Below are 25502 nucleotides of genomic sequence, written 5' to 3'. Positions count from 1 at the left end.
TTAACAAGCCTAATTTACACCGTGCATCCGTTTCTTCAGCAAGGGGCTGATCACCAGCATAAATATACCAATACCAATACCCACATACATCAGGAAGCTGAACAACTCGGTGTAACTGGCCAGAGCCTCGCCAACATCAGCGACTTCACCACTTGGGGTGTCAATAGCCGCCAGTTTAGCCAATTGTGTTGCCAGTAGTTCTGAGTAGGCGGTTGCCAGGAACCAGGCACCCATCATAACCCCAACGACTTTATGCACGGCCAGTTTCGTGACCGCTGATAAACCAACCGGCGATAAACATAATTCACCCATGGTATGTAGCATATACGCCAGGACCATCCAGCCTGCGCCAACCATGCCCGCTTCATTTGGAAACTGCGCACCTAACACCAGTGCACCGAAGCCTAAACCAGCCTGCATAATGCCCAGGGCAAATTTAACCGGGGTACTGGGTTCCAGATTACGGCGACCCAGCGCTATCCACAACCAGGCAAATAATGGTGCCAGTGTGATAATAAACAGCGGGTTTAAGGCGCCGTACTGGCCTGCGGTGGTCTCAAAACCAAATACATTACGGTCCATCACCCTGTCTGCATAAAGCGTCATCGACGATGCTGACTGTTCGAACAAGGCCCAGAACACCACGGTAGAAAAGGTCAGTACAATCAATACCATCATCCGGTCGCGTTCTACTTTGGTGCATTGCGTCACCATAAACCAGATGATGCCGCCCAGTACAATAAAGGACATTCCCAGTAACACGCTATGCACCACAGGATTGTATTGGACCAGTTGCCACACCACAAACAGCGCAGGCAAAGTTGCCAGATATATCAGCCACTCACGGTCAATAAAGGCAAAAACTTTTTGTTTTAACAACACCGGATCTGAGGGTTCAGCATAGCCATAAAGATATTTCTGGCCTGCCAGAAATACGATCAAACCCAGCACCATACCAATACCGGCCAGACCAAAACCCCAGCCCCAGCCGTACACTTCACCAATATAAGTCACCAGTAACGTGGCAATAAAAGAGCCGGTGTTAATGCCCATGTAAAAGATAGTAAAACCGGAATCACGCCGCGCATCGCCCTGGCCATACAACTGCCCAACGATGGTAGAGATATTAGGCTTTAAAAAACCAACGCCCATAATAATCAGCGCCAGAGAAAAGTAAAACACCTGAATAGCGCCGGTGTCTTGCACCACGACGCCGTTTTCAACGTACGCCTGAAAGCCTTCATAGGCTAAACCCAGATGCCCCAGGCATAACAAAATGGCCCCGAAGGTTACGGCCTTTCGCATGCCTAAATAACGGTCAGCCAGCATACCGCCAATTACCGGCATGGCATACACTAAGCCGGCATAGCTGCCCAATACGTCCAGGCCACCGGCATCGCTGAATAAGTGATACTTGGTTAAATATAACAACAGCAGATATTTCATGCCGTAAAATGAAAAACGTTCCCACATTTCAGTGAGAAAGCAGACATAGAGTCCGACCGGATGGCCGAGAAACTGTGGCTGATTAGCCGACAAGTCAGCAGGGTTGCTAATAGCAGTCATGGGATCCCCAGTAATATTAGAATTATCTGCTTCACTTTATAATCTGGTGAAGCTTATCCGATTATGCAGATGTCAGCGCCAGATGTCATTAGCACGCTGCTGTTTAGTCTTTAAAAAGAAAAAAACTAAAGTTCGGATGTGCAGCAGCCGATACCCTCGTTAAGCTATAATTTATTTATCAGCACCGGCTGACCAAAAGAGGTGATTACCATGGCAATTACTCCGAACTCACCAAGCAACGTGGCTAAAAGCAACGTGGCAAATACCAATGCGCCGTCAACGACAGCGTCGCAGAACAATCAGGCAACCAAAAGCGACACGACCCGTCAGGCTGAAGGCAAAGGCGTTGAAAGCGATGTGGCTAAAGCGAAGCAGGCGCAGAATGTTGCTATCTTGCGCGCAAACGAGCGGGTGTCGCTAAGCAGTAATAACGACTCTTTGAGTTTGCTTTACAAAACAGCACTGGAAGGCATTAACGCTGAACTGGAACCGGTATTGGGCGAAAACGCCGCACAAAAGGTATATGACGCAGGCGTAGATACTTCTCCGGACGCTACCGCCGAGCGAATTGTCGCTTTTGTCAGCGGCTTTTACAGCCGCTATAAAGAACTGAACCCGGATCGCTCAGAGGAAGAGCAACTGGACAGCTTTTTAAAAATTATTGGCGGTGGGATTGAAAAGGGTTTTGCCGATGCCAAAGATATTTTAAAAGGACTGAAAGTTTATGAGGGTGAAATTAGCGAAGGGGTTGATCAAACCTACGCCAAAGTCATGAGTGGTCTGGAAACATTCCGGCAAAAAATGCTGGAGCTGGCTGATCAGCGTGCTGCTGAAACGGCTGCGCCAATCAACCCGGCCGATGCAAACAAAACCAGTCTTCAATAAATTGTTTGTCATTAGCTGTAAGCAGCGGCGGTGCCCGTTTTTTTCGGCGCCTTAACTATCGATATGATCAATCCGGGTTACCAGCAGCTGGTCGATTTTATAGCTGTCAATATCGACCACTTCAAACTTATAGCCGCCGTGTAACACAAAATCGGTGCGCTTAGGTATTTTTCGCAGAATAAACATCATAAACCCAGCAATCGTCTCGTAGTTTTCCGGGTTAGGAAAACTATCAATATCCAGCACCCGCATGACATCAGCTAACGGGGTCAGGCCTTCCACCAACCAGGAATTGGCATCACGTTTCACAATTTGTTCTTCTTCTGAGCTAACCAACTCCCCCATCACAATGCTCATCACATCTTTTAAGGTAATAATCCCGACCACCAACGCATATTCATTCATGATGATCGCAAAATCTACCCCGGTCGATTTAAAATGCTCCAGCGCTTCATACAGCGACAACGTGTCGGGAATAATAAGCGGCGAGCGCACTATGCCTTCTTTTTTCAGCGAAATAGGCTGGTCATGCAACACCTGCATTAAAATATCACGGGTATCGACATACCCTACCACCCGATCCAGTACTTCATCACAGACTATAAATTTGGCATGCGGATGCTCGGCAATTTTGGCTTTAATGTTGTCTTGCGATTCGTTGTTAGTAAAGAAGATAAGGCTTTCCCGGGCCGTCATGGCTGAGGTTACCGTGCGCGACTCCATATCAAATACGTTTTCCAGCAACTGATGTTCATGTTGCTGCAACACGCCAGCCTGTGCCCCCGCATCCATCATCGCCATAATATCATCAGGCGTAATATCGTCTTTTCGCATGGTCGGCACATTAAATAAACTAAAAAACAAATTGGCCAGGCCATTAAACAACCAGACAAAAGGTTTCAATAAAACAATAAGCAGCAACATTGGCCGGACAATTTTTACTGCTATTTTCTCTGGCGCAATCATCGCCAGTCGCTTTGGCATCAGGTCTGCAAACAAGATAAACAGTGAAGTAACAAAGAATACAGACAAACCAAAAGCAGCAGCAGAAACCCAGCTGGCATGGGTAAATAACCCTATTAGTGAGGCAAAATAAGGCGTAAATGCTGACTCACCCAGAATACCGCCCAGGATGGCGACGGCATTTAACCCAATTTGCACTACGGTAAAAAAGTTACCCGGGTGTTCCTGCAGCATCAGCACTTTTTCAGCGCTAACATCTCCCTCGCTGGCCATCAGCCTTAAACGCATTTTCCGCGATGCCGCCAGGGCAATTTCAGAGACCGAAAAAAATGAACTGGCCGCGACCAGTAGCAACATCACAAACAGATACTCAAGGGTACTCATAACACTTCCAACAAACTCAGGGCAAACCATTTTGCCTGGCACACATATCACGGTTGTTAGTATAGCTTTAATCAGCTGCTAATAACCCTAAGCAACTGAAAATATTCGCCAGACTACAACAATTCTATGGTTTTTATAGCTGTATTTGTTTGCAAAATACGCTATCTTCAAGCTACTTTACAGTTATCCGGAAGTGCCGAATGCCCCAGTTTTCAGCTATTGGTTCCTTGCAACGCTGGTGTTTGCTGGGCTTGTGGTTATGCGTATTATGTTCGAACCTATGCCCCGTTGCCGCGCAGGAACAAGCAACCACATCGCTGGAGCAGCAGCTGGACCAATATCTGGTAACGCTAAGAGACGACGTCTCTGCAGCCGATGCTTTTTTAGCTGAGCTATACCAACGTTACTATGTTAATCCCACAGAAAACATCGCTCTTGCCAGTAAAGTCCGGTTAATGTCTTACCAGGCTACTAGCCTGCTGTATTTACAACAGCAAGCCGCGGCAGATGCGCTGCTGGCCGAATTATTGGCTTTAACTGGCGAGACGGATAATCCGGATATCCTTAGTGAAATTTACGCCACCGAAATAGAGTTTTTGCTATATCAACGCCAGTTATCTGCAGCGATCCTTAAAGCAGACCGGCTACAGCTAATTGTGCAAAGCGCCAGCGTACCTCGGGTGCAATATTTCGCCAATGCCATGCTGGGCGGTTTGTTCAAAGCTGACAACCAGTTTGAGCAGGCACTGCAACACTATACTGATGCGCTTGATGCGATTATTGGCACAGATGACCAGTTCACTCTGCGACGTCGCGCCAATTTAAATTATTTTATCGCCCAGGTATATGCTGATTTAAAAAAGTGGCCGGAAGCTAAGCTGCTGACCGAAGAGCTGATTGCAGCGGCCAAAAAATATCAGTATCCGCAATTTTTGCCTGACCTGTACCTGATGTTGGGCGTTATTCTGGCTGAGCAGGACGATTTAAACGGTGCGGTAACGGTTAATCAACTGGGTGTTGCCGCGGCCAAAGCCGTTGACCGGCCCAATATTGAGCTGACGTTTGAAAATAATCTGGGCTCAATTTACATCGAACAACAAAAATATGAAGAAGCCAGAGCGGTATTGCAGGCCGCCTCCGAACAGGCAAAAGCGCTGAATGATGAATTTAACGTGCAGATAATGGCCTATAACCTCGGCTATATCGATGTCATGCAGGGCGAGCATCAACGTGGTCTAGAGCAAATGCTGGTTGCACTGGAGTATTTTAAAGAAAACGATACCAAAGCCCAGTACGAACCCATGCTGCAATGGCTGGCAAAAGCCTATGCCGCTGCCGGCGAGTACCAGTTACAAGCAGAAACCTTGCAGCAACAGCTTGAATTACGCGCCGAGATCCTGACCAGTGAGCGGGAGAAAAGCGTCGCGGAATTGCAAAGCCGCTACGACACCAAGGCAAAAAGCCAATTAATTACCATTTTGGAGCAGGAAAACGATTTAAAAGCACAGTTGCTGGATAACCAGAAATTGCAGCAACAGATCACCGCGTTATTTACTTTAGTGCTTATTTTTGCCGCGGTAATGTTGTATCAGCTGTATCGTAAAGTGCGCCTGTCTAATCGCAAATTACGTGAAGCCAACAAGCAACTTGAGTTTCAGTCATTACGGGACCCTTTGACGGGTTTATATAATCGACGGGCCTTACAGGAACAAATGCAGCGCCGGGAAAAGTATGGTCGGCGGCAAACTGACTCAGGTCCAAATGCCAACGGCTTTTTATTGTTAGATATTGATTACTTTAAAAAGATTAATGATAACTACGGTCATGCGGCCGGCGATGAAGTATTAACCGAACTGAGTGCCCGTTTAACCAGAGTGTGCCGCGATGAAGACTTGGTGATCCGCTGGGGCGGTGAAGAGTTTCTATTATATCTGGAACATATTGCACCCGAACAGGTTTCCGGCTTTTGTCAGCGAATACTGGATGTGATTGCCGCCGAACCGGTAGCATGTGACGGTAAACTCATTCCGGTCAGTGCCAGTGGCGGCTTTATTCACCTGCCCTTTGCCGGGGTTGATGAAACCGACCTGAACTGGGAGCGGGCGTTGCAAATTGCCGATATGGCGCTGTATTTAGGTAAAGTAAATGGTCGTAATCAGGTGTATGCCATTACCGGTTTACGTTGCGATTACAACGCGGCCCGCCAACCGCTGACCAATGACTTACAAGGCGCTATCCGCCAAAATATGGTGGATTACATCACCATAAAAGGGCCTGCTTTAGCCGGCTAACGCTGAACTGATTTGCTAAGCGAAGTACTGCCAAAACGTAATCAGCACCAATAGCACCAGCACCACTAATGCACTGGATCCCACCACGGAACCTGTTGCGGTTCGGTTACAGGCGCGTTCAATGCCTCGCCAGTTAAACTTAAACACGGGCGCCTGCCACTGCCGTTGCGGCTGATAGAGCCGCTTTAACCTGAGCGACCATGCCAAAACCGGGCTGTTGCGATCATAATACCGTGCTGGCAAACGCCATTGCTGCCAACGCCCCAGCATAAATATCCCTACCGCCGCCAATAGTGGCCAGCTTAATCCCCATATTTTTGACCAGGCCAGCGTGTGTTGGCTTAGCTGCAACATCGGCTGCCAGTACCAGGGTAACCAGATCAGTATCAATAACAATAATACAAGACAGGCTCCCTGCCAGTACAATGCCAATCCCGGATCTGCTGTATGCTGATATTCCCGTTGTTGGCGCTGCAAGGCCACCGCAAGATGTAAAAACAACAGGGCGGTTAAAATTGCCCCTAGCGACAATAAACTGGTCAGGACCTCACCGTTCAACCAGCCCGGTACCACGTCGCTGCTGAGCAAACTTTTCAGGCCGGTTTTAATTGCCGCACCACCGCTTAACGGCACCGCCATTAAGGCCAATGCCGGGCCCCAGTACAACAGTTGCCAGTAATCCGGTAAACGCTGCTTAGCATTAATTCCGGCATATAAAAATAATGCCCCTTTGGCAAACGCATGGTGTGCAGCGTAAGCTATCAGCACTGGCAATACTGCCACAGCATCAGCAGTCCAGGCCAGTGCCACCAACACCACAATATAACCAACCTGACTAACGGACGAATAAGCCAGAATCACTTTGGGCTGGCGATACAACAAACTGGCCAGCACACCAAATACGGCTGAGATAAACCCCAGCGTTACCATATAGGGGATCCAGTGTTGAAGCTGAGGGTCGCCAGAGGGCAAAAATACAATAAGCCCCAGAATACCGGCTTTAATCATTGCCCCTGACAGTACGGCACTGGCGGGCGCCGGCGCTGCCGGATGCGCTTGCGGCAACCAGATATGCAGTGGCCAGAAGCCGGCTTTTAGCCCTAAGCCCAGTATTGTCAGTAGAATCGTCAGATGATCCAAGGGTACCTGTTGCCAACTCTGCCAGTCGTATTGGCCGCCGGCCGCACTGGCCCGCAGTATCAAGGCGGCAAACAGCAGCAGCTCACCCAGAATCGCTAACTGCAAATACAGACGTCCTGCCCGGCGCGCCGCCTTGCTACCGCTATCAACCACCAAACCATAAGCCGATAAACTCATTATGCTAAAGCCGATATAAAAACTGATGGCATCGAGCGCGCCAATCAGCAACATATTACCGGCGAAACTTAAGCTGAAAAACAACCAGTAGCGGCCTTTATGCGCCGACTGAGCCATAAAGGACAGGCTGAAAATCCCGGCAACACACCATAAACTGAGGGTAAAATACCACCATACCTGCTGTAATTCTGTTAACAGACCCAGACCAGCCCCGGGCCAGAGCCAGCTAGATAAATCAATCATAGCTGAACTCCCGCTCAACAATCAGCTGCGCCCAGCTAAGCGGGCTTACCCCGGTGCTGGCAAATAGCCCCATCAGAATAATTAACACTGCGGTAAACAGCATAGGCAGCAACAGCATCCAGTGCGTTTCCAGAGTGGCTGATAAACGCTGCTCTTTAGGCCAGCTACCACGTTGAGGTAAAAACCATAAGCGATAAACAATCGGTAAAAAATAGCCGGCGTTTAATAAGCCCGATAGCACAAACACCATTAACATCAGGCTATTATCTGTCGCTACCGCCCCCAGCCCCAAATACCATTTACTGATAAAACCGGCAGTGGGTGGAATGCCAATCATCCCCAGCGCCGCCAATGTAAAAGCAGCTGAGGTCAGCGGCATCCTTCTGCCCGCGCCATTAAGTTCACGGATCTTATGCACGCCAAGGGTTTCAGCATAATTACCGGCACAGAAAAACAAGGTAATTTTCATCACCCCCTGGTGCACCAGATGTACCAGCCCACCAACTGCAGCGAGTGGCCCTAGCATCGCCACACCAACGGTAATATACGACACCTGACTAATTGTCGAATAAGCAAGGCGTCGTTTAATGTCCTGTTGCGCTAAGGCACGCCAGGAGCCAAATAAAATAGTGGCTGCCGCTAATAACATCAGTGGCTGCGCCAGCTGCAGCTGCTGCATGCCGTCCACCCCAAATACATCATAAACCAGTCTTATAATGCCAAAGGCGCCGGCCTTTACTACTGCAACCGCATGCAATAATGCACTGACCGGTGCCGGGGCTACCATAGCCTGTGGTAGCCAGCCATGCAGGGGTAATAGCGCGGCTTTGACACCCAGCCCACCTATCATCAGCGCAAAAGCCAGGGTTAACAGCCCTGCATGCTCAGACACCGCGGCACTGACATAACCACCGGGTATAAACTGCGGGCTTTGCACTACGGAATGCAGCAGAGCTATCCCCGTTAGCAGTAATACACCACCACTTAAGGTATAAGCCAGATAGCGCCGCCCTGCAGCTAAAGATTGCGGCGTACCGCGGTGCACCACCAGAGGAAAGGTTGCCAGGGTCAGCAACTCGTAAAACAGTAAAAAGCTGACGAGATTACCTGACAATGCCAGGCCCACTGTGGCACTGACACATAAACTGAAATAGCCAAAAAACCGTGACCTTAGCGGCGAGTTTTCCAGGTAACCAATGGCGTAAACAGTGGTCGCCAGCCATAGCACCGAAGACAACACCACAAACAGCAGCGATAAGGCATCACCTTGCAGCACCAAATCAGCGCCTGGCAGAAAAGGCAGACTAAAATAAAAAATATCACCGGCCTTTACGGCTTGCCACATGATCAGCACCAGGACCAGCTTTACCGTCACACCCAGCAAATTCAGGCTTATCCGAAGTTTTACCTGCTGCTCTTTCAGGGTAAAAATAATTAAGCCCGGCAGCAGCGAACTTAAAATAATCGCTACCGGTAAGTAGGTAAGCCAGAACGCACTCATAGCGCTTCCAGTCGAAGTAACTGCATTAAGGTTTCGCTAAATAGTGCCATAGCCCACACCGCTAAGGCGGGCAGCAATGCCAGCCATTGCGGGATCAGTTGCGGCGAAAAATCAGGCGAAACCGGATCAGCGCGATCAAAGGCAACTACCACCACCCTGAACACATAAGCGGCCGATAATAACGTGGCAAGCACCAACGCTAATGGCCAGAACAACAGTTCACCTTGCAACCATAAGCCCTGCAGCAACGCCCATTTGGCCACAAAGCCACCACTTGGCGGCAAGCCTATTAAACTGCCCCCCGCCACGGCAAAGGCAAACATGGCCAACGGCATAGTCTGACTGGCACCCTTTAGCGTGGTAAGCCGCTTACCACCGAGCGTGGCACTCATTTCACCGACGGCAAGGAAACAGGCGGCTTTGGCCAGCGCATGGGCCAGCACAAACAGCCATAACGCCGCAAAAATCAGCGGTTGGTCAAACTTTAACATCAGCCCTAATGCCAGCGTAACGTAGCCTAATTGTGCGACGGTAGAATAAGCCACCAGATTTTTAGCAAAAGGCGTGCGCAAAGCAGACCAGCCTCCAAACAGCAAGGCAGCAAGACCCGCAGCGGCAAACAGTGGCGCAATCGCCTGCGCCTGCTGCACACTGGCCAGCTGCAGCCAGAGCAAACTGAGAATAAATAACGGCCCTTTCACTACTAACGCTGATAATAACGCACTTACCGGTGCAGGAGCCGCCGCATGAGCAGCGGGCAACCAGGCATGCAGTGGCCAAAGGGCAGCCTTTAACATTAACCCCAGACTCATCAGCAATAAGGCGCTGTTACTCAGCCAATCTGCCTGCCACTGACTGGCTAAGCCGGCAATATCCAGCAAACCGTACCTACCGTAAAGCAGCACCACCCCCAGCAAATAGCAGAGTGAACCAAATAGCGATAATAGCAAATAGTTCAGCGCCGGCTTCATCGCGCTACGACCCGACAAGCTGACCAGCGCTACCGCAACCAGCCCCAGTAATTCCAGACAAACGTAAAGGTTAAATAAGTCTCGTGATAACCACAGCGCAGTTAAACTTACTTGTAATAAACTACTAAGCGGCCAAAAGCCCTGGCTTAACTTATCCCGGTTTCGGGTGGCAAAAGCATAAAAGCCTACTAATAGTTGTAATACGGTAGTGAGTAAAATCAGCAGGCAGCTTAATGTGTCGGCTTGCCAGGCAATAGCCAGCCCAGAGGGCCAACCAGCCAACAGCCAGGAACGACTGCCATGCTCAGTAACCTGCACTAACAGCTGCAGTGCCAGCAAGCTGGAAGAGGACGCCGAAAACAACGCCAGCAGCGGTGCAACTCTGGGCCAGAGCAACATCAGCAACGCGCTTAACAGCGGCAAAACCAGCAACATGATTATCATTGCTCTGGCTCCTCTGGCGCGGAGATTTCAGACGACGAGGGTTTCAGCCTGGCAAGCAGTGTCAGCCCAAAAGCTGTAGCACTTACCGCCACTACCAGGCCAGTAAGCACCAGCGCCTGCAGTACCGGATCAGCAGTGGCTTCACCATCGTATCCGCGATAAGCCAATACCACCATTAACATAAAAATACCGGCACTGATGATATTTAAAGCCAGGATCCGGCGTAGCGGTTCAGGGCCGATGATAAAACCATAAACCCCCGCCGCCACCAGGCTGGCAGCAGTAATCAAAAACAGCAGAAGCGAACCACTGAGTTCAGTCATCACTGCCCCCTGCCGTATCTGGTCTTTCCAGGCTAATCGGTGTTGCAGGCTGTTCAGCAACCACCAGTAAGGTCAAAGTGATAGCAATGGCCAGTGTGGCAAAAACCTCTATCAGCAAAATAATGTATTTGGCATGCTCAGGCGGCCAGCGCAGCCAGATCGGCTCCGCCGCCAGCCCCGGCAGCAACCAGGCCGCCAATGCCACGATAACAAATACACCCAGCCCGGCAACCGCAAAAAACCTGACCCAGATATTGCGCCAGGCTAACCAGTTAAGCTGCCTGTTTAATTTCAGTACTACTGCACCTGCTGCCAGCAGCGCACCGGCCTGAAAAGCCCCGCCTGGCTGGCTGGCGCCGGCCCACAATATATAGCCCGCCAGCAAAATGATCGGCGGCGCCAGTAGCTGACTCCAGCTGCGGCCCAGTGCCCAGCTATTTTGTCGCACTGGCACTGGCGCAACCTGCAAGGTGCCCAGCAAGGCCAGTAGTAACACCAGCAACTCCAGCACGGTATCCCAGGAACGAAAATTTAGTAATACCGCCGTTACCGGATGGCTAACGCCACTGTCGGCCAACTCCTGTAATACCAGAGCGGGCAAAGGTCCGGGGCTGGCCGGAAGTTGCAGCAACGCCAGCAGCAAACCGCTCAGCATTAGCAATACGAATAAAACAGGCCAGCCGCGTTGCTGCCAGCTTACTTGCGGGCTGAGTGGCAGCTTGCCTTGGCGCGCCAGTGCTGTAAAACATAAGGCACCGGTTAAACCCGCACCAATAGCAGCTTCGGCCAGCGCCAAATCAGGTGCCGCAAGCCTGGCCCAGGCCAGGGCCATTAACAGGCCAAAAGCAATATATAAAATAACTGCATGGCTTAACTGCCTGCTCAACATACTGGCCAAAGCTAACGCTAATAACAAACCGCAGAGTAAGGTATCAAATAGCAACAAACTCATGCCTTATCCTGCTTTGCTTTACAAAAACGGGCCAGTAACTGGCAAGACACCGCGCCAGAGGCCATTACCAGCAACCAGATAAACAGCATTAACAGATTTTGCCACCAGCTACTGTAAAACATTAAGCCCGCAATGACCGCCCCCAGGCCAAGTGAATCTGCTTTCGTCACCGCATGCAGCCGGCTGAAACTATCAGGAAAACGCAGCATGCCGATGCTGCCAGCAACAAAAAACAATAAACCGATCCCCAGCAGCAGGCTACTGATGATGGTACTAAACACACTAAGCTCGCCGGCGCTGTTCATTACACGTCCTCTGGAGCATCTGCCAGTTTGGCAGCAGTGTTTTTCAGGCGTTGCACCAGTGCAGCTGGCGCGGCAGCCGCCAGTATTGCCAGTACTAATGCCACATCACGCAGCGCTGGCTGCTCCAGCACCAGGGCCAGCACCAGGCATAAAGCCACGCCGGTAGTACCAAATAATTGCACGGCCAGTAAGCGGTCCAGTAACGCCGGCCCTTGTATCACCCGCCATAAGCCAAGCAACATCGTTAGCAGCAGTGCCCCGGCAAAGATTGTCATCGGCTGCCCCCAACCGAGCTTTCCGCCGTCAACAGCCCGGCAAGCTGTAATTCCAGTGCAGCAACCCCGGTTTGCCAGTCGTCATGCCGGTCAAGCACATGTAACAGCAATTGGTTGCGCTGCGGGTGTGATTCAATTTGGGCACTGCACGTACCGGGTAATACGCTGATTAAACTGGCTAACAAACGCTGGCTGGCCGGGTCCGATAAGCGCACCGGGTAACGGCGCCAGTCGGGTGAGCATTTTGATTTGGGCCCAAGTGCCCGCCAGCCAACATCAAAAGCACCCAGCACCACTTGTTTGACAAAAAACACCACAAAGCCTGGTACTGCCGCCAACCGCACTCCCGGAAGGGATAGCCTGGCGTAATGTCGCCAGATTAACAGCAAAGCGCATAGTGGCAGGAAAAACCACCATCCCTGATTTTCTGTTAACGCGCCCCAGCAGAGCGCGGCCAGAAGGCTGAACATTGACATAGAAGCCAATTGTCGGAATAACATAGCCTAAAGCTCCATTTAGCCAGCAACGCCATTTATACTATTGAAGAAAATATAAAAACTCAAATCAGCCCGACTTTTACCCGCTGCTGATTTGGTGATATGGTTTTACAACCTCACGTTCGATTCCAAGCAACAGGAGCCTTAATTATGCGCGACGATCTGCACTTAAAGATCCGCCACTTAACGCCCGAAGATTATCCTCAGGTGCAGCAACTGATGGACCGGGTGTATCATGATATTGGTGGTGCATGGCCAAAACACACCATTGATAAGTTGATAAAAGACTTTGCTGAAGGCCAGATTTGCCTGATCGATCATGATGATATTATTGGTCTGGCATTAACCGTTCAGGTTAACTATGACCGCTTCAGTAACCCCCATACCTATGACGATTTAATTGGTAAACGCGAAACCATTTTGCATGACAAAACCGGTGATGCGCTGTATGGCCTCGATTTGATGATCCACCCCGATTACCGCGGCTACCGGCTGGGCAGGCGACTGTATGATGCCCGCAAAGATCTTTCCCGCCAGTTAAACCTGCGCGCCATTTTAGCGGGCGGCCGTATTCCTAATTATCAGCAGCACAGCAACGAGATGTCGGCTGCCGAGTATCTGGAAGCCGTAAAGTGCCGGGAAATTTATGACCCGATATTAAGCTTTCAGTTATCCAATGACTTTCAGTTAAAACGTCTGCTGAAAAAATATCTGCCAGAAGATGAAAGCTCTCAGGGGTATGCCACGTTATTGGAGTGGAACAACATTTTCTACGAGCCAGTGCACGACGCACTCCACAGCCGCAAAAGCCAAATCCGCATTGGTGCAGTGCAATGGCAGATGCGCGAAGTGTCATCTGTTGAGCAGGTACTGCAACAGGTAGAATACTTTGTGGATGCCCTGGCCGATTATCAAAGTGATTTTGCCCTGTTTCCGGAGTTTTTTAACGCCGCATTGATGGGGCTATGTCCGGACAAATCGAACCAGACTGCGGCCATTCGCTTTTTAGCCGGTTTCACCGAGCAGTTTAAAGCCGCGATGTCTGATATGGCGGTAAGCTACAACATCAATATCATTACCGGCTCAATGCCAGTCCAGGAAGGTGATACCCTCTACAATGTCAGCTTTTTATGCCGGCGCGATGGCACCATAGATTGTCAGAGTAAAATTCATATTACGCCGCACGAACGGCGGGACTGGGTCATTGAAGGCGGTAACAAGCTACAGGTATTTGAAACCGATGCCGGCCGGGTGGGTATTCTTATTTGTTACGATGTTGAATTCCCGGAGCTAAGCAGGCTGTTAGCGCAGCAGGATATGGACGTGTTATTTGTACCGTTCTGGACTGATACCAAAAATGGCTTTTTGCGGGTAAAACATTGTGCCATGGCCAGAGCCATTGAGAATGAATGTTATGTGGTCATTTGCGGTAGCTGCGGTAACCTGCCCCAGGTCGATAATCTCGATGTGCAATACGCCCAGTCGGCCGTATTCTCCCCATCCGATTTCGCGTTCCCGCATGATGCGGTAATGACTGAAACCACCCCCAATACCGAGATGATGATGTTCTCTGATTTGGATTTAGACCGCTTAAAGCAAATTCGTAACGAAGGCTCGGTGACTAACCTGAAAGACCGCCGGCATGATCTATATCAAGTAAACTGGCTTAATCTGCTACCCGACTAGCCATAAGTCTAAGTGGCAACGCTGCGGTTTTTCTGTAATGTAATTAAAAACCGCAGCCACAAGGATTATGCGCATGACCTATCAAACCGAATATCAGGCAGCCAGCCAGCAACCGCAGCAATTCTGGGCCGAGAAAGCTAACCGCCTGGCCTGGTACCGGGCGCCCGGCCAAATTTTGCATATCAAAGGCGATCAGTACCAATGGTTTGCTGATGGCGAACTGAACACGGCCTATCTGGCACTTGATTATCATGTTGAGCAAGGTCGTGGTGAGCAAATCGCCCTGATTTATGACTCACCGGTAACCAACACTAAGCAACAGTTTAGCTATCAGCAGCTCACCGACCAGGTAGCCTTATTTGCTGGCGTATTAAAGGCCAAAGGCGTCGCTAAAGGCGATCGGGTGGTGATTTATATGCCAATGATCCCTCAGGCCGTTATCGCCATGCTGGCAGTTGCACGCCTGGGCGCAGTGCATTCTGTGGTATTCGGTGGCTTTGCTGCCCATGAGCTGGCCGTGCGAATAGATGATGCCAGTCCAAAGGTTATTGTTTCTGCCTCGTGCGGTATTGAGGTTAACCGGGTCATTGCCTACAAACCATTGCTGGATAACGCTCTGCAGCTGGCGACTCATCAGCCCGACAGTTGCATTATCTGCCAAAGGCCTGAACTTGCAGCCCCGTTGCAGGAAGGCCGTGATTTCGACTGGCAACAACTCCTGCAAGGCGCTGAACCAGCAGCCTGCGTGCCGGTAAAAAGCACTGATCCGCTGTACATTCTTTATACCTCTGGTACTACCGGCAAACCCAAAGGCGTGGTTAGAGACAATGGCGGCCATGCTGTTGCGCTGCATTACAGTATGCAAGCCATTTATGGCATGGGACCCGGCGATGTGTTCTGGGCAGCATCAGATGTTGGCTGGGTAGTGGGACATTCCTACATTGTTTACGGGCCATTGCTTGCCGGGTGTACCAGCGTGCTGTATGAAGGAAAACCGGTGTATACCCCCGATGCCGGTGCGTTCTGGCGGGTTTGCGCAGAATACAACGTAAAAGCGCTGTTCGCCGCCCCTACTGCGTTTCGGGCTATTCGTAAAGAAGACCCGGACGCGATACTCCTCCAGCACTATGATTTGAGCGCGCTTGAGCGCATTTATATGGCCGGTGAACGGTTAGACCCTCCAACCTATGACTGGACCGTGAAGCACAGCGGCAAACCGGTCATTGATCATTGGTGGCAAACCGAAACGGGCTGGGCTATCTGTGCCAATTTAGCCGGCATCGAGTTGCTCGCCACTAAACCCGGCTCAGCGACCGTGCCAGTGCCCGGCTATCAGGTGGTAATTCTTGACCATGACGGCCAGCCCGTACCCGCTAATCAGCAGGGCAATATTGCCATTAAGCTGCCGTTACCCCCAGGTTGCTTAACCACCATCTGGCAGAACCCGGAGCGCTTTACTGCCGGTTATCTGCGACAATTTCCCGGCTATTATGCCAGTGGCGATGGCGGCTACCTGGACGACGACGGCTATTTATTTGTGATGGGACGCACCGATGATGTGATTAATGTCGCAGGGCATCGCTTATCGACCGGTGAAATGGAAGAGATTGTTGCCAGCCACCCGGCCGTTGCGGAATGCTGTGTTATTGGTCTGGCCGATCCGTTAAAAGGCCAGCAACCCGTTGGCTTTATCTTGCTGAAAAACGGGGTAACCATTACTGAGCAGCAACTGCAAAACGAACTGGTGCAATTGGTGCGTGAGCAAATTGGCGCCCTGGCATGCTTTAAACAGGCGTTAATTGTGCCACGCTTACCCAAAACCCGTTCCGGTAAAATACTGCGTAAGTTACTCAGGCAAATTGCCGATGGCGAAGCCTATGTAGTGCCCTCGACCATTGACGATCCGGCAAGTCTGACCGAAATTGCCAGTTGTATGACAGCGCGTGGTTTAATATTAACTCACCCTGTTGCACAAAGCGGTAGCTGAAAAACAGCTGATCGCAAAATGGGTTTTGCCTGTAATAATGGTTATAATGACGGCCTGCCGCTAATGCGGCCGTTTTTTGCCATAAGGACAAGCCATGTTGTATTTTAACAGCAATAACATTCCGGAATTGCAGGGCCTTAATTTTGGCCAGCGGATGGAAGTGATACGTGCCACTGCCGACAAGCTACCCGCGCCGACTAAAGTCGCCTTAAATACCCTGAAACTGGTGATTATTTTCTTTCTGTTTATCCTGGCTGCCCGCGCCGATGGCTGGGCCATGCTTGGCTATGCCCTGCTAATAGCACCGCTATACCTGCTTATTAGCCGCCCCATTACTTTTGCCTTGTGTCAAAGCCGGTTTAGTACTGTCCGCCGCCAGTTATTTGCACCAGAAAATAACACGCAAGCTGACGACTAATTGCTATTCTCAGCCGCATAAAAAAGAACCCGCATCATGCGGGTTCTTTCTTTACTAAAGCCATCAGGCTTAGCTTAATTAAAGCCAATCTGCTCGAAGAATATGGTCAGCATGTTATGGCCAAAATAGATGGTTGATACGGTATTGACGAAGATAATCGTCAGGATCACCGGGATAAAGGTACCGAGGGAAAAGTTAACGTATTTTTGTAAAAACGAGCCGGCAAAGCTGGCGTTACCCTGACTCATTTCGGCATCCAGGTTTTGTTTTTTCCAGCGGTAAATGACAAACAAACACAACAATAAGCCGTTTAGCGGCAAAATCGTCTCGTAAAACATGTCGTAAATCAGTGCAAAGAACGATTTAGTATTGCCACCATAACTTAGGATATTACTCAGCCAGTCAACACGGCCAAACGACAGTGCACTGATAATGGCCAGCACGATCATGGCAGCACCCAGGGAATACAATGCCTTGCGCCGGCTTAAGCCTTTGCCATCCATAATACTGGCAACCGGTACTTCAATAATTGATACCAGGGATGTCATGGCCGCAAAAAACACCAACAGGAAGAAAAACGAGGCAATAAAGGACGCACCGAAATAACCAATATCGGCCTGCAGCGCTAAGAAGATTTTCGGCAGGAACATAAAAATCATGCCAATGCTCGACTCTGATAACTCGCTGATTTCAATATTCGGATTAAACGAAAACGCCGCGGGTAAGATCAGTAAGCCTGAACAGCAAGCAACCAGTAACGATAACGCAGCCACCATTTTACCGGCAGAGACAATGTTATTGTTCTTCTGAATATACGAGCCATAGGTGATCAGAATACCCATAGCCAGCGACAACGAGAAGAAAGCCTGCGCTAGGGCGCCGTTTAATACATTACCGTTTATTTTAGTAAAATCCGGGATCAGGAAGAATTTAACCCCCAGCATGGCGTTATCCAGCGTAAGCACATAAATAACCAGCGCTATCAACATCACAAACAGCAATGGCATTAGCACCGTAGTGGCTTTTTCAATACCTTTTTTAACCCCTCCCTGTAAAATTAAAAAAGTCAGGCCTACCACCAGTGCCATATAAATAAACAGCTCGTTGCTGTTGGTAAATACATCAAAACCGGCAGGATCGGCCAATTGATCAAGCTGGCCTATTATCGCTTTACCCAGATAGCCTGCTATCCAGACGGTAATCACCAGGTAAAACACCCCAATCATAAAGGGCGTAATTACGCTAAGCCAGCCCACGGTGCGCCAGGCCCGGTTCTGGCCAATTTCAGTATAAGCACCCAACGGGTTTTGCCGGGTATGCCGGCCCAGGCTCATTTCGGCCAGCATTACCGGTAAACAGATGAAGAACACAAAAAAGGCATAAATAATTAAAAAAGCGGCACCGCCGTTTTTACTGGCCATTACCGGAAAAGCGACCAGGTTACCGATACCCACGGCCGAACCTGCGGCCGCCAGAATAAACCCCAGACTGGAGCTGAATTGTTCACGTTTCATTGGATTGCGGACTCCCTGACTCTTTTTATTAGAATTGTTGTTTTAGTATTTTTATTATGTTCGCACAGCATGCTAACAGCAGGCTGCAGCAAATCCTAGCCCGACCTGTAAACAATACTTAAAGCAGTGTAACTCACGGCTGACATCAATTGGTTTTAACCGGCAGATCTGTTATCTTTCGCCGAATACAACCCATGGAGTTTTACCATGTTCTATATGATTTACTCTGAAGATGCGGCGAATAGTCTGGAAAACCGGCTGGCAACCCGGCCAGCGCATTTAGCAAGGCTGCATGATCTAAACGAGCAAGGCCGTCTGTTGTTAGCCGGGCCACTGCCGGCGATAGATAGCAATGAGCCTGGCGGCGCCGGCTTCACCGGTTCGCTGGTGGTCGCAGAATTTACCTCACTTGAGCAAGCACAACACTGGGCTGACAATGATCCCTATTTAGCCGCCGGCGTTTATGTAAAATCAACGGTAAAACCTTTTAAGAAAGTCTTACCCTGAAAAAAGGTTTTTCGAGGCAAATTAATAGCATCACTTATCATTTATATGTTAGCAATTGAGCAAGGATGGTCATGACCCACATTCTACTTACCGGCGGTGCCGGCTATATTGGCAGCCACACTGCACTTGCCCTGCTGCGGGCAGGCTATCCGGTTATCAGTTTTGATAATTACAGTAACAGCTCTACCAGCGCACTGGAACGAGTGACGCAGCTGGCTGCTGGCAACATCACTACCCTTAGCGGCGATATTCGTGATGAAGCGGCACTTCGGGAAGTATTCCGCCAGCATAAGATAAGCGCCGTGGTGCACTTTGCCGGTTTAAAAGCGGTGGGCGAATCAACCGAGATGCCATTGCATTATTACGATAATAATGTGGCAGGTACGGTAACGTTATGCCGGGTAATGCGAGAGTTCAACGTCAAAAAGCTGGTCTTCAGCTCTTCGGCTACCGTTTACGGCGATGCGAAAACAGTGCCTATTGCTGAATCCGCGCCGCGCTCGGCCACCAACCCTTATGGCCAGAGCAAATTGATGATTGAGCTGATCCTGGAAGATTTAGTAAAAGCCGAACCGGACTGGGGAATTACTCTGCTGCGTTATTTTAATCCGGTGGGCGCCGATAGCAGTGGCCAGATAGGGGAAGATCCAAACGGTATTCCCAATAACTTAATGCCGTTTATCGCTCAGGTTGCGGTGGGCCAACGGCCAAAACTTAGTGTTTTTGGTGACGACTACCCTACCCATGATGGCACCGGCGTACGTGATTATATCCACGTTTCCGATTTAGCCGCTGGCCATCTGAAAGCACTGCAATACCTTGAAACACATCAGGGTATCGAAGCGATTAATCTGGGCACCGGCACAGGCTATAGCGTGTTAGATATGGTTAAGACGTTTAGTGCAATAAACCAGGTGGCCGTTCCTTATCAGATAGCGCCGCGCCGGCCGGGTGATATTGCCAGTTGCTACGCCAAACCCGATAAAGCGCTAAGCTTACTGGGCTGGCAGGCAGAAAAAACCCTGGACGATATGGTACGCGACAGTTGGCGCTGGCAAAGCCAGAACCCGAACGGTTACAGTAGCTAACCTTCCCATGTTGTTTAAGGCAGCGGCATGCGAACGATGCCGCCTTTATATAAGCCAAAATAGATAACCTGCTGCTGATTTTCTTCCACCAGGATCATACTGCGCACCCCACCAAAGAAATCGTTTTCTGGATACTGATACTGCTGCCAGGTTTGTCCTGCATCCTCTGTCCACTCAACAATAAGCGGCTGTGGCTCAGTAAAGTTTTTGGCCCAGCCCGCGGTATAAATTCGCTCTGGCGCATCAGGGTCGATTATCAAATCAAAATAGAATCGGAAATTGACATTGCCCAGCACAGCTTGCCAGCTCTGGCCATGATCTGTGCTGCGGACAATACCCCCTTCAGCGCTGACATACACGGTTTGCGGATCATCGGGTGCATAGCGAATGGCCTTTATCGAGCTGGGGTTAGGAAATAAATCGGTGTGCAGCACCGCATCGTTGCTGGCAACGTTATATTGATAAAATACGCCATTTTCAATCGCCCCCTGGCCGCCATACCAGATAGTATTGCCGTCAGCCGATTGCGTTAATGCCGTTTTGGGCTGGCCAAAACCACCAAAATCACCATGTACTGCCTTCCAGGTTTGCCCCATATCGCTGGAACTGGCCAGCACATCAATGCCGGTGGCATAAACCAGTTGCGCAGCCTCATCAAACATCATGGCGAATATTGCTTCATTTTCGCCTGCCTGGCCAAACTGGTAATCAACCTGATGCCAGTCACTGCCGCCATTAAAACTTTCAAATAATAAATAGCCGGGAAAACCATCCTGCTTGGTTTTAACGGTCGATGCCAGCCAGTGCTGCTCAGTAAGCAAACTCATTGCCATCACGTCGTATCCGTAAAGGCCCGCGGCACTCCAGCTACCGCTGCTGGTCTGGCGATGCACGCCATTATCACTGGCGGCCAGCAATACCCCACTGTGCTGATACAACTCGTTAATGGTATAACCGTCCAACCCCTGAAAGGTTAAGGTCACTGGCGGCGCAGGCGAAACCGGCGGTGGCGCTGGCTGCTGCACCGGCGTGCTGCTGCCGCCACAGGCCGACATCAACACTGCACAGGCAGTCAGGCCACACCCGAAAAGAAACCGTCTGACTGTCATTCCCTACTCCCTTTTCGCTATCAGTTGACCCACTGTAGCCCAATTCCCCACCCTGTTTTGTAATTAAAAGTTAACGGTTATTTTACCCAAACGCCATCCGCAGAAGTTAAAATGCCCTAATCGCCAAAACCAACACATCAAAAAGGCGCCTGGGCGCCTTGGTGTCACGTCAAGCGAGGGTTAATGCTCAGCTTTGGCCCTGCCGGGTAGGTTTTTTGTTGGTAGGCTGGCGCTGGGGTGATTTACCTTTGCTGGCCGGGGCGCGTTGTGGTTTGGCGGCAGGTTTTGGTTTTGGCTCGGCTTTTTTGGCTGGCGTTTTTTCTGCAATTTGATGTTTGCGCACCGCCCGCTTCATGCTGGCTAAGCGACGACGCCGTTCAGTTCGGTCTTCGCTTTTTACCATGGTTTGCTCTTCCGCGCCTAAGTGAACTAACTTACGCAGATAATTCACTTCATCCAGCGGATACTCGGCATAGCCGCCGGCCGGTATATGTTTGGGCAATAGCAAATCACCATACCGTACCCGGATCAGCCGGCTGACTACCGCACCCTGAGACTCCCACATCCGGCGAACTTCACGGTTACGGCCTTCAGTTAGCACCACATGGAACCAGCGGTTAATCCCCTCACCTGGCAACGCTTTAATTTTCTTAAAGTTGGCTTTGCCGTCTTCTAATTCAACCCCGGTGCGCAGGCGCTGGATCATGGCATCGTTAATGTCGCCAAATACCCGCACGGCGTATTCACGTTCTACTTCAAATTTAGGATGCATTAAGCGGTTGGCCAGCTCACCGTCGGTGGTAAACAGCAATAAGCCTGAGGTGTTGATATCCAGCCGGCCAATGGCAATCCAACGTGCCCCTTTAATGGTGGGTAAGCGGGAAAATACCGTGGGCCTGCCTTCTGGATCAGTACGCGAACATATTTCGCCTTCCGGCTTATGGTACGCCAGTACCCGGCAAATTTGTTGCTCTTCACTGGCCAGTTGCACCGGATGACCATCAACTCGCACGGCTTGACTAGTGATTACCCGATCCCCGAGGCTGGCCGGTTTACCGTCAACGGTCACCCGGCCTTTGCTAATCCACTCTTCCATTTCGCGGCGTGAACCTACGCCAGCACGGGCTAATACTTTTTGCAGTTTTTCGCTGCTGTTTTTATCACTCATTAGTGTAACTCTCCTGTCATCTCGACGGTGGGAAGAAGATCAGCCGTCAGCTCGGTAAACTCCGGCAAGGGCGGCAAATCGCTGAGGCTTTTTAAGCCAAAATAATCTAAAAACACTGCGGTGGTCGCATATAAACCCGGACGGCCCGGTACCTCTTTATGGCCAACCACTTTTACCCAGCCACGGTCAAGTAAGGTTCGCATAATCTGGCTACTCACCGTCACGCCCCGTACTTCTTCAATTTCACCCCGGGTTAACGGCTGTTTATAAGCAATAAGTGCCAGTGTTTCCAGCACCGCCCGGGAATAGCGGGCAGAGCGCTCGGGCCACAACTGGGCTAAATCATCACTAAGTTCAGGCCGGGTTTGAAAGCGAAAACCAGAGGCAGTTTCTAGCAGCATAATGCCGCGGGCGCTGTAGTCGTGTTGTAATTGGCGAATTGTAGCATCAATCCGGCTTTTGCTGACAGTAAAACGTTGCAGCACCGATGCTTGCAGCTCAGCCACACTCAGCGCCTGCTCACTGGCAAAAATAGCTGCCTCAATTAATTGCAGCAGTTGAATATCATTTATTTTCTGGGCCATCAGCTTTGCTCCAGGGCAAGTTTGACGTGGATCTGGCCATACGCCTCAACCTGAGTAAGCTCTACCATTTTTTCCTTGGTCAGCTCCAGTATCGCCAGAAAACTCACCACTACGCCCTCGCGCCCTTCGCTATATTCAAAACAATCTTCAAACAGCAGATAACCCTGGCGCTGTTGTAACAAATCTAAAATCCGGCTCATGCGTTCACGGGTAGATAAATGCTCGCGTTTTATATGATGGTGCTGAAAATCTTTGGCGCGCTGCATAATGCTTTTTAACGCCATCACCAGTTCGCTCAGTTCAACCTCAGGCAAAATAACCAAAGGGCTGAAATTATCAGCAAGTGCCGCCCTGGCCGTAAAGTAATCACGCTCGTCACGTGGCAGACTATCCAGCTCGCTGGCGGCCTGTTTATAAATTTCATATTCCTGCAAGCGGCGAATAAGCTCAGCCCGTGGATCATGTTCATCATCGTCGTGCTGGGTATGTTTTGGTAGCAGTAAACGTGATTTTATTTCTGCTAACATGGCCGCCATCACCAGATATTCGGCAGCCAATTCGAAGTTAAGCCCCTGCATTAAATCAATATATTCCATATATTGCAGGGTAATTTCATTAACCGGCAAATCGACAATATCAAATTTATGCTTACGAATAAGATACAGTAGAAAATCTAATGGCCCTTCGAAGGCATCCAGCATCACTTCCAGCGCATCGGGCGGAATATATAAATCATCTGGCCGCTGATGCACCGCCTCGCCACGCACAAACGCCAGCGGCAACGGCTGCTGAATGGTTAAAATGCCGGGTGGTGTGCTCATTTTCGCTTACTTAAATGGCGTGGGATCACCACGGCCTTCACGCAGCACAGTCGCGCCCTCTTCGGATAAATCGACCACCGTAGTCGGGTCTTCACCAATGACCCCGCCGTGCATAATTAAATCGACCTGACGTTCTAACTGGGCCCGCATATCGTCCGGATCGGCCTCTGCGAATTGCTGGCCTGGTAAAATTAAGCTGGTTGATAACAAAGGCTCGCCCAACTCTTCAAGCAATGCCAGGGCAATTTTATTTTCCGGGATCCGAAGGCCAATGGTCTTTTTCTTGTCATTTAACAGGCGTCGTGGCACTTCTTTGGTGCCGCGAAGAATAAAGGTATAGGCACCGGGCGTATTATTTTTAATTAACCGAAACGCAGTATTTTCTACTTTGGCATACACCGATAACTCTGATAAATCACGGCACATCAGCGTAAAGTGGTGATCACCGCTGATCTGACGTATCTGGGTAATTTTGTCCATGGCACTTTTGTCACCAACATGACAACCCAGTGCATAACCACTGTCAGTGGGGTAAACCACTACACCGCCCTGCTTAATAATTTGCACCGCTTGTTTCAGCAAACGCTGTTGCGGATTCTCGGGGTGAATATGAAAAAATTGGCTCATTATATGTTCTTCTGTCATTAGTTAACTGCCAGGCAGCTTTAATTTTATTATTACGTTAGGTAAACCAGGCTCGGGTGAAAAATGTTCTTTGCAAGCTTAGTTAACTTTTCGCTTAGTCGCTTTTTCACTTAGCTACCTTGTCGCTCAGTTAAGAGACCAGTTGTGCCAGACCGGCGTAACATCGTCTGTTAAATATAGGTTTTTTCCAAGATCATTCCAGCTGGTTTGCTGATGAAAATCTGAACCTACTGATGCTGTTAAGCCATGTAACTGACATAACGCCCACAGCTCGCGCTTTTGCACCGGGGTTTGCTGCGGTGAAATAATTTCTATCGCATCACCGCCCGCTGCGGCAAACTGCTCAGCCAGCCGCTTTACCCATTTTGTGGTTAGCTGGTACTTTAACGGATGCGCCAGCACAGCAACGCCGCCGGCATCGTGGATCCATTTTACCGCGTCAGCCATCTCCACCCAATTGCTCGGCACATAACCGGTTTTGCCGCGACCCAGATACTTTTTAAACACATTATTAATCGAGCTGGCTTTACCAATATTAACCAGATGGCGGGCAAAATGAGTTCGGGTTATCGCGGCACCATTGGCCAGTGCCAATACCGCGGGCATTACATCCGGGATCTGGCTTTTTTCCAGGCGCCGCGCCATTTCTTCTGCCCGCTCCAGCCGTCTTTGCTGTTGCGATGCCAGCCGACTTAAAAACAACGGGCAGTCTGGGTTTATATTCAAGCCAACAATATGAATTTCCAGCTGTTGCCAGCGGGTGGATATCTCCACCCCATTAACCAGCTGCAGCGGCAACTGGTGTTCGCTGATTGCCGCTCTGGCAGGCGTTAGCCCGGCTACCGTATCATGGTCAGTAATGGCTAGCGCATCCACGCCCCGCTCTATCGCACGCAGCACCAGTTCGGCTGGCGACAATACGCCGTCAGAGCAATGGGTATGGCTATGTAAATCAAATTTCATCGGCACCTCAGTTTCATGCCGCTATTGTCGCACAGGCCCGCCGTTTGGCAAAGCATCAGCCGTTAGGCCAGTTTGAACCAGAACCGCAAACTGCG

The 25502-nt window shown here is 50.1% G+C and carries 24 protein-coding genes; 7 read left to right on the top strand and 17 right to left on the bottom strand.

Annotated elements, in window-relative coordinates:
- Positions 1–9: 9 nt before the first annotated feature.
- Positions 10–1566 (bottom strand): peptide MFS transporter, encoded by a 1557-nt coding sequence (locus B2X65_RS06930; RefSeq protein ID WP_290611507.1) that lies wholly within the window; start codon positions 1564–1566, stop codon positions 10–12.
- A 210-nt stretch (positions 1567–1776) separates the two neighbouring features.
- Between B2X65_RS06930 and B2X65_RS06925 the strand changes: the two genes are divergently transcribed.
- Positions 1777–2451 carry a DUF5610 domain-containing protein gene (locus tag B2X65_RS06925; RefSeq protein WP_290611506.1) on the top strand — a complete coding sequence of 225 codons (675 nt, stop codon included), beginning with the start codon at positions 1777–1779 and terminating at the stop codon, positions 2449–2451.
- Positions 2452–2502: 51 nt separating this feature from the next.
- On the opposite strand, the gene B2X65_RS06920 is transcribed toward B2X65_RS06925, so the two are convergent.
- Complete coding sequence (locus B2X65_RS06920) at positions 2503–3798, bottom strand: hemolysin family protein (RefSeq protein WP_290611504.1); 1296 nt, start codon at positions 3796–3798, stop codon at positions 2503–2505.
- 200 nt (positions 3799–3998) lie between these two features.
- Between B2X65_RS06920 and B2X65_RS06915 the strand changes: the two genes are divergently transcribed.
- A complete protein-coding gene (locus B2X65_RS06915) occupies positions 3999–6089 on the top strand; it encodes a tetratricopeptide repeat-containing diguanylate cyclase (protein WP_290611503.1) in 2091 nt (696 codons plus the stop codon).
- Positions 6090–6104: 15 nt separating this feature from the next.
- On the opposite strand, the gene B2X65_RS06910 is transcribed toward B2X65_RS06915, so the two are convergent.
- Genes B2X65_RS06910 through B2X65_RS06875 form a run of 8 tightly spaced genes read right to left on the bottom strand, consistent with a single transcriptional unit; the run spans position 6105 to position 12920 of the window.
- Entirely contained in the window at positions 6105–7649 is a 1545-nt protein-coding gene (locus tag B2X65_RS06910; protein ID WP_290611501.1) for a proton-conducting transporter membrane subunit, read from the bottom strand.
- Entirely contained in the window at positions 7642–9150 is a 1509-nt protein-coding gene (locus B2X65_RS06905; RefSeq protein WP_290611499.1) for a complex I subunit 5 family protein, read from the bottom strand. The genes B2X65_RS06910 and B2X65_RS06905 overlap by 8 nt, the downstream gene beginning before the upstream one ends.
- Positions 9147–10565 (bottom strand): complex I subunit 5 family protein, encoded by a 1419-nt coding sequence (locus tag B2X65_RS06900; RefSeq protein WP_290611497.1) that lies wholly within the window; start codon positions 10563–10565, stop codon positions 9147–9149. The genes B2X65_RS06905 and B2X65_RS06900 overlap by 4 nt, the downstream gene beginning before the upstream one ends.
- Positions 10562–10888, bottom strand: a complete 327-nt coding sequence (locus tag B2X65_RS06895; protein ID WP_290611495.1) for an NADH-quinone oxidoreductase subunit K — start codon at positions 10886–10888, stop codon at positions 10562–10564. Before B2X65_RS06895 ends, B2X65_RS06900 begins: the two co-directional genes overlap by 4 nt.
- A complete protein-coding gene (locus B2X65_RS06890; protein ID WP_290611494.1) occupies positions 10881–11840 on the bottom strand; it encodes a Na(+)/H(+) antiporter subunit B in 960 nt (319 codons plus the stop codon). The genes B2X65_RS06895 and B2X65_RS06890 overlap by 8 nt, the downstream gene beginning before the upstream one ends.
- Positions 11837–12121 carry a cation:proton antiporter gene (locus B2X65_RS06885; protein WP_290611683.1) on the bottom strand — a complete coding sequence of 95 codons (285 nt, stop codon included), beginning with the start codon at positions 12119–12121 and terminating at the stop codon, positions 11837–11839. Before B2X65_RS06885 ends, B2X65_RS06890 begins: the two co-directional genes overlap by 4 nt.
- A 23-nt stretch (positions 12122–12144) precedes the next feature.
- Positions 12145–12420: a monovalent cation/H+ antiporter complex subunit F gene (locus tag B2X65_RS06880; RefSeq protein WP_290611493.1), complete on the bottom strand. Its 276-nt coding sequence runs from the start codon at positions 12418–12420 to the stop codon at positions 12145–12147.
- Positions 12417–12920 (bottom strand): Na+/H+ antiporter subunit E, encoded by a 504-nt coding sequence (locus B2X65_RS06875; RefSeq protein WP_290611491.1) that lies wholly within the window; start codon positions 12918–12920, stop codon positions 12417–12419. The genes B2X65_RS06880 and B2X65_RS06875 overlap by 4 nt, the downstream gene beginning before the upstream one ends.
- Positions 12921–13067: 147 nt before the next feature.
- Here B2X65_RS06875 and B2X65_RS06870 point away from each other — a divergent pair, with 147 nt between their 5' ends.
- The 3 genes from B2X65_RS06870 to B2X65_RS06860 all read left to right on the top strand — a co-directional run bounded on the left by B2X65_RS06870 (position 13068) and on the right by B2X65_RS06860 (position 17008).
- A complete protein-coding gene (locus B2X65_RS06870) occupies positions 13068–14603 on the top strand; it encodes a bifunctional GNAT family N-acetyltransferase/carbon-nitrogen hydrolase family protein (RefSeq protein ID WP_290611489.1) in 1536 nt (511 codons plus the stop codon).
- Between the two features lie 67 nt (positions 14604–14670).
- Positions 14671–16590, top strand: a complete 1920-nt coding sequence (locus B2X65_RS06865; RefSeq protein ID WP_290611487.1) for a propionyl-CoA synthetase — start codon at positions 14671–14673, stop codon at positions 16588–16590.
- 94 nt (positions 16591–16684) lie between these two features.
- On the top strand, positions 16685–17008 hold the full coding sequence (locus B2X65_RS06860) for a DUF6170 family protein (protein WP_290611485.1): 324 nt from the start codon (positions 16685–16687) through the stop codon (positions 17006–17008).
- Between the two features lie 74 nt (positions 17009–17082).
- On the opposite strand, the gene B2X65_RS06855 is transcribed toward B2X65_RS06860, so the two are convergent.
- A complete protein-coding gene (locus B2X65_RS06855) occupies positions 17083–18522 on the bottom strand; it encodes a sodium-dependent transporter (RefSeq protein WP_290611484.1) in 1440 nt (479 codons plus the stop codon).
- A 207-nt stretch (positions 18523–18729) separates the two neighbouring features.
- Between B2X65_RS06855 and B2X65_RS06850 the strand changes: the two genes are divergently transcribed.
- Together B2X65_RS06850 and galE are read left to right on the top strand one after the other, a co-directional pair.
- Positions 18730–19029, top strand: a complete 300-nt coding sequence (locus tag B2X65_RS06850) for a YciI family protein (protein WP_290611481.1) — start codon at positions 18730–18732, stop codon at positions 19027–19029.
- Between the two features lie 71 nt (positions 19030–19100).
- The gene (gene galE / locus B2X65_RS06845) at positions 19101–20117 is read left to right on the top strand and encodes a UDP-glucose 4-epimerase GalE (protein WP_290611480.1); all 1017 of its coding nucleotides are present in this window, start codon (positions 19101–19103) and stop codon (positions 20115–20117) included.
- A gap of 14 nt (positions 20118–20131) precedes the next feature.
- On the opposite strand, the gene B2X65_RS06840 is transcribed toward galE, so the two are convergent.
- From B2X65_RS06840 to rnm, 6 genes are all read right to left on the bottom strand, one after another.
- On the bottom strand, positions 20132–21226 hold the full coding sequence (locus B2X65_RS06840; protein WP_290611479.1) for a WD40/YVTN/BNR-like repeat-containing protein: 1095 nt from the start codon (positions 21224–21226) through the stop codon (positions 20132–20134).
- Between the two features lie 187 nt (positions 21227–21413).
- Positions 21414–22394 (bottom strand): 23S rRNA pseudouridine(2605) synthase RluB, encoded by a 981-nt coding sequence (rluB, locus tag B2X65_RS06835; protein ID WP_290611478.1) that lies wholly within the window; start codon positions 22392–22394, stop codon positions 21414–21416.
- On the bottom strand, positions 22394–22978 hold the full coding sequence (scpB, locus tag B2X65_RS06830) for an SMC-Scp complex subunit ScpB (protein ID WP_290611476.1): 585 nt from the start codon (positions 22976–22978) through the stop codon (positions 22394–22396). The genes rluB and scpB overlap by 1 nt, the downstream gene beginning before the upstream one ends.
- Entirely contained in the window at positions 22978–23799 is an 822-nt protein-coding gene (locus B2X65_RS06825; protein WP_290611474.1) for a segregation and condensation protein A, read from the bottom strand. The genes scpB and B2X65_RS06825 overlap by 1 nt, the downstream gene beginning before the upstream one ends.
- Before the next feature lie 6 nt (positions 23800–23805).
- Complete coding sequence (locus B2X65_RS06820) at positions 23806–24426, bottom strand: L-threonylcarbamoyladenylate synthase (RefSeq protein ID WP_290611472.1); 621 nt, start codon at positions 24424–24426, stop codon at positions 23806–23808.
- Positions 24427–24570: 144 nt separating this feature from the next.
- Positions 24571–25407 (bottom strand): RNase RNM, encoded by an 837-nt coding sequence (gene rnm / locus B2X65_RS06815; RefSeq protein ID WP_290611471.1) that lies wholly within the window; start codon positions 25405–25407, stop codon positions 24571–24573.
- Between the last annotated feature and the right edge of the window lie 95 nt (positions 25408–25502).

It is taken from the genome of Arsukibacterium sp. UBA3155, assembly GCA_002364615.1.
In the GTDB taxonomy this organism is placed as follows: Bacteria; Pseudomonadota; Gammaproteobacteria; order Enterobacterales; family Alteromonadaceae; genus Alishewanella.
The sequence above is the reverse complement of the archived record's forward strand: the minus strand, read 5'-3'. Positions and strand labels throughout refer to the sequence as shown.

Bases quoted from the DNA above. Each gene is read 5' to 3' on its own strand.
- B2X65_RS06900 (WP_290611497.1), bottom strand. From the start codon at position 10,565: ATGATAATCATGTTGCTGGTTTTGCCGCTGTTAAGCGCGTTGCTGATG.
- galE (WP_290611480.1), top strand. From the start codon at position 19,101: ATGACCCACATTCTACTTACCGGCGGTGCCGGCTATATTGGCAGCCAC.
- B2X65_RS06840 (WP_290611479.1), bottom strand. From the start codon at position 21,226: ATGACAGTCAGACGGTTTCTTTTCGGGTGTGGCCTGACTGCCTGTGCA.
- rluB (WP_290611478.1), bottom strand. From the start codon at position 22,394: ATGAGTGATAAAAACAGCAGCGAAAAACTGCAAAAAGTATTAGCCCGT.
- B2X65_RS06875 (WP_290611491.1), bottom strand. From the start codon at position 12,920: ATGTTATTCCGACAATTGGCTTCTATGTCAATGTTCAGCCTTCTGGCC.
- B2X65_RS06925 (WP_290611506.1), top strand. From the start codon at position 1,777: ATGGCAATTACTCCGAACTCACCAAGCAACGTGGCTAAAAGCAACGTG.
- B2X65_RS06895 (WP_290611495.1), bottom strand. From the start codon at position 10,888: ATGACTGAACTCAGTGGTTCGCTTCTGCTGTTTTTGATTACTGCTGCC.
- B2X65_RS06855 (WP_290611484.1), bottom strand. From the start codon at position 18,522: ATGAAACGTGAACAATTCAGCTCCAGTCTGGGGTTTATTCTGGCGGCC.
- B2X65_RS06905 (WP_290611499.1), bottom strand. From the start codon at position 9,150: ATGAGTGCGTTCTGGCTTACCTACTTACCGGTAGCGATTATTTTAAGT.
- B2X65_RS06880 (WP_290611493.1), bottom strand. From the start codon at position 12,420: ATGACAATCTTTGCCGGGGCACTGCTGCTAACGATGTTGCTTGGCTTA.
- B2X65_RS06870 (WP_290611489.1), top strand. From the start codon at position 13,068: ATGCGCGACGATCTGCACTTAAAGATCCGCCACTTAACGCCCGAAGAT.
- B2X65_RS06910 (WP_290611501.1), bottom strand. From the start codon at position 7,649: ATGATTGATTTATCTAGCTGGCTCTGGCCCGGGGCTGGTCTGGGTCTG.
- B2X65_RS06850 (WP_290611481.1), top strand. From the start codon at position 18,730: ATGTTCTATATGATTTACTCTGAAGATGCGGCGAATAGTCTGGAAAAC.
- B2X65_RS06890 (WP_290611494.1), bottom strand. From the start codon at position 11,840: ATGAGTTTGTTGCTATTTGATACCTTACTCTGCGGTTTGTTATTAGCG.
- B2X65_RS06915 (WP_290611503.1), top strand. From the start codon at position 3,999: ATGCCCCAGTTTTCAGCTATTGGTTCCTTGCAACGCTGGTGTTTGCTG.
- scpB (WP_290611476.1), bottom strand. From the start codon at position 22,978: ATGGCCCAGAAAATAAATGATATTCAACTGCTGCAATTAATTGAGGCA.
- B2X65_RS06860 (WP_290611485.1), top strand. From the start codon at position 16,685: ATGTTGTATTTTAACAGCAATAACATTCCGGAATTGCAGGGCCTTAAT.
- B2X65_RS06820 (WP_290611472.1), bottom strand. From the start codon at position 24,426: ATGAGCCAATTTTTTCATATTCACCCCGAGAATCCGCAACAGCGTTTG.
- B2X65_RS06920 (WP_290611504.1), bottom strand. From the start codon at position 3,798: ATGAGTACCCTTGAGTATCTGTTTGTGATGTTGCTACTGGTCGCGGCC.
- B2X65_RS06930 (WP_290611507.1), bottom strand. From the start codon at position 1,566: ATGACTGCTATTAGCAACCCTGCTGACTTGTCGGCTAATCAGCCACAG.
- B2X65_RS06865 (WP_290611487.1), top strand. From the start codon at position 14,671: ATGCGCATGACCTATCAAACCGAATATCAGGCAGCCAGCCAGCAACCG.
- rnm (WP_290611471.1), bottom strand. From the start codon at position 25,407: ATGAAATTTGATTTACATAGCCATACCCATTGCTCTGACGGCGTATTG.
- B2X65_RS06825 (WP_290611474.1), bottom strand. From the start codon at position 23,799: ATGAGCACACCACCCGGCATTTTAACCATTCAGCAGCCGTTGCCGCTG.